General features: G+C 33.5%; 7 protein-coding genes. 3 read left to right on the top strand and 4 right to left on the bottom strand.

The features are described 5' to 3' along the window. Positions 1-44: 44 nt before the first annotated feature. The 4 genes from ACVC43_RS13250 to ACVC43_RS13235 all read right to left on the bottom strand — a co-directional run bounded on the left by ACVC43_RS13250 (position 45) and on the right by ACVC43_RS13235 (position 6,708). Positions 45-2,816, bottom strand: coding sequence for a triple tyrosine motif-containing protein (locus ACVC43_RS13250; RefSeq protein ID WP_452225016.1), 2,772 nt, complete (start codon positions 2,814-2,816; stop codon positions 45-47). An 80-nt stretch (positions 2,817-2,896) separates the two neighbouring features. Continuing rightward, entirely contained in the window at positions 2,897-3,625 is a 729-nt protein-coding gene (locus tag ACVC43_RS13245; RefSeq protein ID WP_452225015.1) for an MIP/aquaporin family protein, read from the bottom strand. A 7-nt stretch (positions 3,626-3,632) separates the two neighbouring features. Beyond that, positions 3,633-5,135: a glycerol kinase GlpK gene (gene glpK, locus ACVC43_RS13240; RefSeq protein WP_452225014.1), complete on the bottom strand. Its 1,503-nt coding sequence runs from the start codon at positions 5,133-5,135 to the stop codon at positions 3,633-3,635. Between the two features lie 7 nt (positions 5,136-5,142). After that, positions 5,143-6,708 (bottom strand): glycerol-3-phosphate dehydrogenase/oxidase, encoded by a 1,566-nt coding sequence (locus ACVC43_RS13235; protein WP_452225013.1) that lies wholly within the window; start codon positions 6,706-6,708, stop codon positions 5,143-5,145. 136 nt (positions 6,709-6,844) lie between these two features. Here ACVC43_RS13235 and ACVC43_RS13230 point away from each other — a divergent pair, with 136 nt between their 5' ends. The 3 genes from ACVC43_RS13230 (at position 6,845) to ACVC43_RS13220 (ending at position 11,113) form a co-directional block, all read left to right on the top strand. Beyond that, positions 6,845-7,600, top strand: coding sequence for a DeoR/GlpR family DNA-binding transcription regulator (locus ACVC43_RS13230; RefSeq protein ID WP_452225012.1), 756 nt, complete (start codon positions 6,845-6,847; stop codon positions 7,598-7,600). Between the two features lie 15 nt (positions 7,601-7,615). Next, positions 7,616-9,097, top strand: coding sequence for a sulfatase family protein (locus ACVC43_RS13225; protein WP_452225011.1), 1,482 nt, complete (start codon positions 7,616-7,618; stop codon positions 9,095-9,097). Positions 9,098-9,706: 609 nt separating this feature from the next. Then, positions 9,707-11,113 (top strand): DUF4932 domain-containing protein, encoded by a 1,407-nt coding sequence (locus ACVC43_RS13220; RefSeq protein WP_452225010.1) that lies wholly within the window; start codon positions 9,707-9,709, stop codon positions 11,111-11,113. The last annotated feature ends 333 nt before the right edge of the window (positions 11,114-11,446 follow it).

The following is an 11,446-nucleotide window of genomic DNA, read 5'->3' as shown; positions in this document are numbered from 1 at the left end:
CTTGTAGTGGTAATGTCAAGGCGAAAAAAGCACATGTAGAGGTTTTAAAATTTTAAGATATAATTAACTAAGCTTTCTTCGTGTGTTAAATTCAAGCGTTTTCGTAAACGATATCTTTTTGTTTCAACACTTTTTGTAGAGATATTGAGTAATGGAGCAATTTCTTTAGACGACAGGTTTAACCGAAGATAAGCACAGAATTTTAAATCATTAGGTGTTAAATCTGGATGCTTCGCTTTTATTTTATCTAAAAAATCTTTATCTGCATTATTGAAGGCTTGTTTAAAAAACGTCCAGTCTTTATTATTATTTAAGTTGTTGTCTATTAATTCTATAGCGCTTCCTAAATCTTCTTTTTTGTTGCTGCTTTTTAACTCCTTCTTTATTTTATTTAATAACTCGTTCTTTTTTATAATACTCATTGTAGAAATAGCTAATTCCCGATTTTTGCCTTCTATGTCTTGATTTAATTTTTCATTTTGAATTTCCATGATTGCCTTTTCATTCTTTATTTGTTCATGTCTTAAAATTCTCACGTAATAAAACTTGTAAGCTTTATGTATTAAAAATCCAATTACTACTAACACTAACAGGTATATAAAAATGGCCGTATTGGAAATGTACCAAGGCCTGTTTATAGTAAAGTTGTAGTCACTCTCATTTTGTGATAATTTATTTCCTATTTTCGCACGAACCTGAAAGGTATAATCACCAAAAGAAAGATTTTCGAATTGCGCACTGGTATTTCGCGTCCAGTTACTCCATCTATCCATAAAACCGTTTAAGCGATATTGATATTTTACATCCAGATACTTATCGTATTCTGGTACCGAATAATTGAAAGTAATTATACCTTGCTTATGCTCTAACACGCCTTCACTATCTAACGGAAGTTGTTTTGCTTGCGCATCTAAAGTTTTAAGAGTAATTCCGTTAAGGTAAATTTTGTAATCATTACTAGTTTTCGTTTTAGATAAATCCAAAGACAGATAACCATTGGTAGTGCCTAAAATATAGGTCTCGTCCTCGACATATTGAATATTTTCGAAGCCTATAACGCTTCTTCTTAAATTAGAAGGTATTGGAATATGTGTAACTTCGGGTGTATTAGTAAGATCGTTATTAGTAATATAACTAATGTTATTTTGTGAAAACAACCAGAGTTTTCCAGTCTTGTCCAACTCAATTTTTCCCGAAGTATAATCATTGGTTAAAATTAAGTCTGACTTTAGTGTATCTTTTATAAACAGTTTTTTTCTATCATTATACTTAAAAATACCTTCTTTAGCTGAATAGATAATAGCTTTTTGATTGCTTATCAAGCTTGAATTTTTACTTATAGCAAGTTCAGTATGTTTTTTTACAGCACTTACCTGAGTAAAAGCGGTATCTACCTTCATGCTATACAAACCCTTATATTCATGATTAACAAATATTTGATTATTACTGTTAATCTCAAAATACCGTGCCGAATTATTAAACCCATTAATTTTATTCCGTAAACGCCAAACTCCATTTATATATTCTAACACGTAAAGTCCGCTGTAGTTTCCCTGAAGCAATAAGTTTTTGTGATTTTCAATTTCTTTAAAATTCCATGCACCTAAAACCGAACTTATTTTTTTTGCTGAACTTTCTTCTATTAAAAAAGTACCTAGATGATGCCCGCAAAACAGGTTTGTATCGTTGTCATTAAATAAACTCCAAACTTGACCTGCAGTACCTTCTACAAATTTAAACGCTTCATTTTTGTCATTGAGTGCTTTGTAAAATAGTCCTTGATTAGACCCTACATACAAATTATTTTTAAATGTAATGGTTGCATACACTGTTCCTAAAACACCTTCGTAGTCTATAAATGTCTTAACTGGCGATGTTACATTAATGCAGTTTAATCCATTGTCCAATCCTACCCAGACATTCCTGTCTATGTCTTCAAAAAGTGATAAAACGGTATTATTACTCAGGCCTTTTTTCTGATTTATAATGTATTCCACCTCTCCAAGAGCATTGATTTTAATCATGCCATTAGAAATAGTTCCTGCAATAAAACCGTTATCGTCAAGCTGAATGCTATTAAATACATTAAACTCCTTTAATGTTTTATTGCTTGAAACTTCCCATACTTTTAAGCTAGTATCATGCAGGTAATAAAACCCAGAGCTTCTGGTTAATAACAAAAGTTGGTTGTTGTGTTTAAAAATACTGATAACACGGTCGTTGAGAATGATTTCATTATTATTTACCAATTTAGATTCGCCATCTTTTATTTTATAAATGCCTTCGTTAGCAACATGATAATATATGTGGTTCTCAACCAAAAAAACTTTGTATATAATGTTTTTAGACGTGATAATTTTAAAATCCTGATTAACTTTATTGTAAAAATACAGGCTATGACCAGATTGAAACAGTATCCATTCGTTATAGTCCAATATGTTCCAGATTTGATCATCAACTAAATTTTCAGCTTTTAATTTTGGAATTAACGACGTGTATTCTAATGTTCCCACATTGTTTTTCTCCCAATAACCAAATTCTTCATAACAGCCAGTATAAATTTTATCGTCTATAACTTTAACAGCACGCATTACCGAATTATTTGGTGACACATACGTATTCCAAAAAGAGCCGTTATACTCCAACAACCCTCTGTTGTTTGCTATATAAACGAAGTTATTACTGGCTTGAGAAATCATCCAGTTTTGGTTATCGCCACCGTAATCTACTGCCGAAAACTTTTCAATTGGCGGTAACTCTTGAGATTGAAGTAATAAGAGTGAAAATAAAAATAAAGTGTTTAAAATGCCTTTCATTTGTTATGTAAAGATAGTTTTAGAAAATGAACAAACAAAATGATAATGCATAACGAATTGATGCGGCAAACCAATACTTCCTACGAAAGCAAAAGCATAAGTGACGCAGCCAAAGCGCCACCTGCTAAAGGACCCAAAACAGGAATCCAAGAGTAACTCCAATCGCTTGAAGCTTTATTTTTAATAGGTAAAATTGCATGCATTATTCTTGGCCCTAAATCTCGTGCAGGGTTAATTGCATATCCTGTAGTACCACCCAAAGACAAGCCAATAGACCATACTAACAAAGCTACTGGTAATGCGCCAAGAGAACCCAAACCTACTACGGTTTCGGTATCGTTAATACTAGCATCTGTAAAATAAAGAATGGTAAAAAGCAATACAAAAGTACCAATGGCTTCACTAAAGAAGTTTGAGAGAGTATTTCTAATTGCTGGCGCTGTACAAAATACAGCCTTTTTTGTATCTCCATCTTCGGTAACTTCGAAATGGGATTTATAGGTTACCCACACTAATGTAGACCCAAGCATTGCGCCAAGCATTTGTGCTAACACATACATAGGCACATCTGCCCATGGAAAACTTCCGGCAACTGCCAAAGCCACAGTCACTGCAGGATTAATATGCGCTCCACTGTATGGACCAACAACGACCACAGCAACATATACAGCTAAAGCCCAACCGGTAGTAATTACAATCCAGCCACTATTATTGCCAATAGTTTTATTTAATACAACGTTTGCAACTACTCCTCCACCTAGTAAGATTAATAATGCCGTTCCTATTATTTCTGCTATAAATGGTGTCATTTTTTACCTATTTTAAATTAATTTTTGTCCAATACTCTAAAGCCTCAATAGCCTTGTACCAGCCTTCAATGTCACTTTCTGTTTGTTCTCTTTCATTGGTTGGATTAAAAGTTACATCTGTTTGCCATATTTGTTGAATTTCTTCAGCATTATCCCAATAACCTACTGCTAATCCTGCTAGAAAAGCAGCTCCCATTGCTGTTGTTTCCACTACTTTTGGTCGCACAGTAACTGTATTTAAAACATCTGCCTGAAACTGCATTAACATTTTGTTAATGGTAGCTCCTCCATCTACACGTAATTCTTTTATAGCAATCCCAGAATCTGCTTCCATGGCTTTTAGAACATCCATAGTTTGATAGGCAATAGACTCTAAAGCTGCTCTGGAAATATGAGCATCTGTACTCCCTCGTGTTAAACCAAAAATAGTGCCTTTGGCTTGCTGGTTCCAATGTGGCGCGCCTAAACCAGCAAATGCCGGAACAAAATACACACCATCTGTACTATCTACAGAAGATGCCAATGCTTCCACATCTGAAGATTTTCTGATTATTTTTAAACTATCTCTTAACCATTGTACCACTGCTCCAGCAATAAAAATACTTCCTTCCAGTGCATAAGTTGTTTTTCCGTTTATTTTCCAGGCAACAGTGGTTAGCAAGTTATTTTTTGAAACAATAGGCTTCTCTCCTATATTCATTAACATAAAACAACCAGTTCCGTAGGTGTTTTTTACCATACCTGGCTTTGTACACATTTGCCCGAATAAAGCTGCCTGCTGGTCTCCTGCAATTCCTGCAATAGGAATTTTAGCATCGTAAAAAGATGATTTTGTATAACCATAAACTTCGCTGGATTGTTTAACTTCTGGCAACATGTTTTTTGGAATGGTAAGCATGTTTAGCAACTCATCATCCCATGCCATTGTGTTGATATTAAACATTAGCGTTCGGGAAGCATTTGTTACATCTGTAACATGTTGTTCTCCTTTAGTAAAATTCCATATTAGCCAGGTGTCTATAGTCCCTAAGATTAAATCTCCAGCTTCTGCTTTTTTTCTTGCACCTTCAACATTATCTAATATCCATTTTACTTTTGTGCCTGAAAAATAAGAGTCTATAACCAAACCTGTTTTTTGTCTAACACTATCGCTTTTACCATCTTTCTTAAGTTGGTCGCAATAGTCTGAGGTACGCTTATCTTGCCAAACAATAGCATTGTATACGGGTTTTCCTGTGTTTTTATCCCAAACCACGACGGTTTCCCTTTGGTTTGTTATACCTATAGCTGTTATGTCTTCGGCACTTAATCCTTTTTTTGCAATCGCTTCTGCAGCGACACCTGCCTGAGTGGACCAAATTTCGATTGGGTCGTGCTCCACCCAACCCGATTTTGGGAAATGTTGGGTAAATTCTTTTTGAGCCATTGATATAACATTTCCTTTTTTATCGAAAACAATAGCTCTTGAGCTTGTAGTACCTTGATCTAAGGCTAAGATATATTTTCCCATAATTATACTATTTTAAAACGTATTGATTGGCTATTTGAATAAATTTTGAAATTTGTTCCTGTCGCCATTCATCTGTTTGGTTTAATTCTTCCCTTAATATTTCTCCCACCATAGGTGCTATTTCTATCGCTGCTTTTGCGTCTAAAAACAACACACGCACTCTTCTTGCCAGAACATCTTCTATGGTTCTAGCCATTTCGTTTCTAACAGCCCATAATACCTCAGCTTTTGTGTAAGGTAATCGAGTATGTAAGCGCTCAGACAATTTAGGATTTTCTTTCGTAATTTGCTCAATGCCTTTTTTATCTGTCCCATAAATGTAAAGATGATTAGACCTATCTACAGTACCATTGGCACCATGAATTAATAAATTTTCCGTAACACATTTTGCTTTTGGTAATTTATTTAATTCTATAATTTTATTTACTGTATCCTGAGCCATTTTTCTATAGGTTGTCCACTTACCACCAGTAATAGTAATTAATTCTGAGTCTGATACTATAATTTTATGGCTTCGGGATATTTCTTTTGTTTTTTCAGATTTGTCCTTTGGCGCTGCTAAAGGGCGTAAACCTGCGAAAATACTTAGTACATTATCCTTAGTAGCTGTCTTGTTTAAATATCTATTAGCTGTCTCGATTATAAAATCGACCTCTCTATCTAATGGTTTGGGTTCTAAACTATGGCTATCTAATAACGTATCGGTGGTACCTACCACAACTTTATCATGCCATGGCACAAGAAACAATACGCGACCATCATCGGTTTTAGGAATCATAATCGCATCATTACCTGGCAAAAAAGACTTGTCGAAAACCAAATGGATACCTTGACTTGGCCTGATACTGTTTTTAGCATTGTTATTATCCATTTTCAACACCTCATCTGTAAAAACCCCTGTAGCATTTATTACAACTTTAGCATTTAGGCTATATTCTTTTTCAGTTTCTTGGTCTATGGCAACTACGCCATTTACAAGACCCTTATCATCTTTTAATAACTTTTTTACTTTACAGTAATTTAAAAGCGTAGCTCCATTTTCTATCGCACTTTGTGCAATGTTTAACGCGAGTCTGGAATCATCAAACTGCCCATCATGATAAACAACACCTCCTTTTAATTTTTCTGTTTTAATGGTAGATAATCGCTGGATAGCTTCTTTTTTACCAATACCTTTAGATTTCCCAAAGCTTAACTTTCCTGAGAGAAAATCGTAAACTTTTAAACCAACTGTATAAAAAATTTTATCCCACCACTTATAATTAGGAATAATAAATGATTGATTGCTTACTAAATGTGAAGCATTTTTCATCATCAACCCTCTCTCATGTAAGGCTTCACGAACTAAATCTACGTTACCTTGCGCTAAATATCTTACACCACCATGCACTAACTTAGTACTTCTGCTCGATGTGCCTTTGGCAAAATCTACTTGCTCTAGTAATAAAGTTTTGTAACCTCTAGTCGTACAATCTAATGCGATGCCCAAACCAGTTGCGCCACCTCCTACAATAATCACATCCCAATTTTGGGTTGTTTTCACTTTATCTGTTAAGGTTTCTCTTTTAAACAAATTGTTTTAGTTTAATTACATTTTGTTTCAAATATATAATAATTTAAGTTAAATGAAAGAAAACGAAACATTTTTTAATAATTATTGTCGATTTAACCTTCGTTTTCTTTCGTTTTCTTATATTTGTTTTAATTATATGAAAAGACATCAAGATATATTAGATAGATTAGCTAAGGACAAGCACTTAGAAGTTTTAGAATTATGCGAGATTTTAGATGTTTCTGCAGTGACCATTAGAAAGGATCTAAAACTTTTAGAGAAAAAAGGATTATTGTATAGAACGCATGGTGGAGCATCTTTTGACAATCCTTATATTAATGAAAAAGCGATTGTAGATAAAGAAAAAATTTCTGTTGCCGAAAAACGTGGGATTGCACAAAAAGCTGCCACGCTAATAGTGGAAAACGATTCTATAATGATTGCCTCTGGCACAACCGTACAAGCACTTTCAAAATTTATAAAGGCCAACAATAAGCTTACAGTAATTACCTCATCTTTATATGTAGTCTTACAGCTCATTCATGATAAGAATATAAATATTCTTCAGCTTGGTGGTTATATAAGACACAGTTCCGGATCTGTTATTGGCAATTATGCAAAGTACATCCTTGAAAACATTTCCTGTAGTAAATTATTTCTTGGAGTAGATGGCATTGATTTAGAGTATGGACTATCTACTTCCAGTCTCGAAGAAGCTGAGCTAAATAAGAAAATGCTTAAGGCTGCAGAAAAAATTATAATCTTGGCAGATTCTTCAAAATTTGGAAAGAAAAGCTTTGCCAGAATATGCGATTTATCTCAAATACACGAAATAATAACAGATAGTGGTATTTCTAATTCTGTAAGAAAGAAACTTGAGGAAAAAGACATTAAAGTTACCATTGCAAATTAATTAAAGATTTTTTTTATGAAACAATTCATAGTAGTTTTATTAATAGTCGCATTTTTTTCATGCGAATCTGCTAAAAAAAAGGACGATACCAGTGAAGCTATTCAACAGCCCAATATTCTATTAATAGTCGTAGATGATCAAGGTTATGCAGATTTTTCTCCCTTTGAAGCACACGATAAAACAGTAGCAACACCAAATATTTCAAGATTGGGTGCTGCTGGAACTGTGTTTACACAGGCCTATGTTACCGCTCCAGTTTGTAGTCCGTCGCGTGCTGGAATTATTACTGGAAAAAACCAGTTTCGTTGGGATAAACCTGCAAGTTGGGGACCAGGATTACCAGACGATGTAAAAACAATAGCCGAGTATTTAAAAGAAGCAGGCTACCATACAGCCAGAATAGGAAAAAACGATTTGGGCCGCAATTTCCATAAAAACGACGTTAGAGAATACCCGTTAAACCATGGATACGATGAGTTTTTAGGTTTCTCAGCTCATGCACACGACTATTGGTTAAACTCGCAAAGCATTAAAGACAGAACGCCAGATCCTTATGGCACGAGTGCTTTATTAGGACCTTTAATGCATAATATGGGTGAAAAAAGTTACGAAGAAGGGTATTTAACAGATATTTTTACAGACGAATCTATTGAGTATATAAAACGAAAAAGAGACCAGCCTTTCTTTTTAACATTATCATATAGCGCAGTGCACCATTTAATTCATGAAGTACCAAAAAAATATTTAGATAAATACAATGTAAAAGAAATTCCTAATTACGATCCAGATAGTTTGGTTGCTTTTGGGAAACACAAACCAGGAACTTATTCTGCTTATTACGACAAGTATTCAAGAGTTGGCGCCATCCAGCATGAAGATTTAAGAAAATACTACTTAGCCAATTTAAATTGTTTAGACGATAATATTGGACGTGTTTTAGATGCTTTAAAGGATAATAATCTGGATGAAAACACGGTTATTGTTTTTATTTCAGATAATGGCGGCTCTCCACTTACTGGAGCAAACAACACACCATTAACTGGTGGAAAATATTCACTTTGGGAAGGAGGCATTAGGGTACCAATGGCTATTAGCTGGAAAGATAAAATTGATGCTGGAAAGATAGAAACACGCTATGTCTCTGCAACAGATATTTTGCCTACGCTTGCCAAAATTGGTGGAGCTACAATTACAGATAAAGATATTGATGGTATAGATTTATTTACACCTGAGGCAGAACGCTTATTAGTTTGGAAATGGCAAAAAACCTGGGCAGTGCGTCAAGGAAAATGGAAGTTAACCAATGCTAAAGAAAACCATTGGAAAAGCGAACCTTCTGCACAATATATTGCGCCAATACGCGATGATTTAACTTTAAAACTGTTTGATATCGAGACCGATCCTGGTGAGCGATACGATGTGTCTCACGACCATCCAGAGATAGTTAAAAATCTTGAAGAAGCCTATAAGAGTTGGTGCGAGGCTAATATTAAATAGACCAACATTTTAGATTAATTACTTCTTAATTCTAAACTTTTGGTGCAATTTTCTTTTCAAAAAAGTGTCTTTTCCTGTATAGGTTGTAGAAGGGAATTAAAAGGTGTTATCTTAATTTTTTATGCTCCATACTGTAATTACTCTGCCTTACGCCTTGTTTAGTTTCTTCACCAATTATAATTGTAAGTATGGTTTTATAAAAAAAATTCCAAATTTTAATAACGCAATACAGCTTAAATTAATAGCTATGATTTTAAACACTAGAAATCCCTGCGTTCAGATTGAATATCACAATAAAACGTAAAATCTTTTGGACAAACATCTGCGGGATATACAACCGTTAATGGTGATTTTAAATTACCTAATGGTGATGTAGTTTATTTAGCAACAGGATATGTTTTGGATAGAAATAATAAAAAATACCCTAAAAACTTGCAACCTGAAGTAATGGTTACTGAGGATTCAGAAGAAGATAAAACACTACATACTGCAATAGAATGGTTACTATCAGTTAATTAATTCTATAAAACACATATTACATTTAATAAGACAACTGTAACAAATCAGGTTTTTTTTCGTCATTATAATAATCAACGAAAAACCGCCATTATGAAACCAAAAGTTTTTCTACTTTTAATATTCATTATTACTTTTTTATCCTGCAAACAGGAAAAAGAAACAACAAAAAAGCAAGAGGTATCTATTATTAAAGCCTCTATCAATATGGCTAGTTTGCGTGAAGGAAATATTTATAGAGAAAACAGCTGGACTATTTCTCCTGATCTTAACCCAGATGTCTGGACAATAGAAGTTTCAGAAAATGATACCACAAAAGCTACATTTATTACCGATCAAGATTCCATAACCTTTAATGTTAAACTAAACGATATCTACAATTTTATTGTTGTTCTTAACGAAAAAGATTCCGCCTACACACAAATACAAGCAAGGCCAAAAGCAGCTTCGTTTACCAAAAAATACATTGCAAAAAACAAAGGTAAATACACTGTGGATAACCCAGAAGTTCATGAAATGGTAAACATTATGGTAGCTTTAACCAAAATTGGCGAATTAGATTCTAACATGGTGGAAATGAAAACTAAGTACTACAAAGATGTTATGAGGCATTTTAAACCTTACAGAAATCATCCTGTTATAGACAGCCTTAACAATCACATAACAAAAGTTTTCGATAATGACAGTTATATGTATTATTATAATATTCGTATGAATGCTAATATGTACAGCTTTGATCAAGAGAATAAAGTTGTAAATAACAGCCCTTATAATCGTTTAGGCTTCGATCCAGATAATTATTTAGAACCGTTATTACCCCTTGTAAATGATTTTGCCGAAAAAACTAACTATAGAGAATTCTATAAAGAACATAAAAAATATCATAATGGGTTAATTAAAGAATATTACCGCTTGGCAAATATTAATAAAATGTGGGAATGGATAGAAAATAAATTCCCGCAACGTTACGAAGGCTATAAAATTTTCTTCTCTCCTTTAGTTGGTGGCGCTCATTCAACACAGCGATTTAGCAACGAAGACTATAAAGAAACAGTCATGTTTATTAATGCCCCAACGTTTTCAAAAGATTATTCAGACAAAGAAAAAGAAGCCATTTTAACACGTATTGTATTTACAGAAATTGACCATAATTATGTAAACCCAACTACAGATACCTTTCCTGAAATTAATAATATCATGACACCATTAGACTGTTGGAATAGTGGTGCTCAAGGTTATGGCGTGCCATATGCTACATTTAATGAGTACATGACTTGGGCTATTTTCTCTCTTTATCTATATGATAACTTTGATGCAAACATTTTTGAAAAAAGGAATAAAGCTGAAGCAGATTTTATGCAAAACGGAAGAGGTTTTATTAAATTCGAAGCCTTTAACGATTTTGTATTAGATTGGTACAAAAACAATCCAAAAAAACAATTGAACCTGTTGTATCCTGAAGCAATAGAATGGATAAAAAAACAAGATTGTTCTAAATAAACGTAACTTAATGACGATTAGAAAATTTTTGTTTTATCTTTCTTTAATAATATTATTAACAAGTATTAGTTTATTAATTTCGGGCTCAAATATATTATCTAAGCCGGTTTTCAATACTACTATATTTGCCTACGGCTCCTTAATTACTTGGTTAAGCTTGATTGCATTACCAATGCTAATTTATACTGGCTTTAACAAGCTATATAGCCCTAAGAGCAAAAAAGAAAAACTTATAGTTTTATTGTTAAGCTAATGGTTTTTTTTAATGCAATTTGGGGATTTGTTAGTTATGGATTAGCTGGAAATTGGGCGTTCAATTTTGGCATAAGGGAT

This window comes from Lacinutrix chionoecetis (genome assembly GCF_053604665.1).
Note: the sequence above shows the minus strand (reverse complement) of the source record. Positions and strands in the feature narration are given on the sequence as shown.

Coding starts and splice junctions, on each gene's coding strand:
- ACVC43_RS13250 (WP_452225016.1), bottom strand. CDS start 2,816: ATGAAAGGCATTTTAAACACTTTATTTTTATTTTCACTCTTATTACTT.
- ACVC43_RS13245 (WP_452225015.1), bottom strand. CDS start 3,625: ATGACACCATTTATAGCAGAAATAATAGGAACGGCATTATTAATCTTA.
- glpK (WP_452225014.1), bottom strand. CDS start 5,135: ATGGGAAAATATATCTTAGCCTTAGATCAAGGTACTACAAGCTCAAGA.
- ACVC43_RS13230 (WP_452225012.1), top strand. CDS start 6,845: ATGAAAAGACATCAAGATATATTAGATAGATTAGCTAAGGACAAGCAC.
- ACVC43_RS13225 (WP_452225011.1), top strand. CDS start 7,616: ATGAAACAATTCATAGTAGTTTTATTAATAGTCGCATTTTTTTCATGC.
- ACVC43_RS13220 (WP_452225010.1), top strand. CDS start 9,707: ATGAAACCAAAAGTTTTTCTACTTTTAATATTCATTATTACTTTTTTA.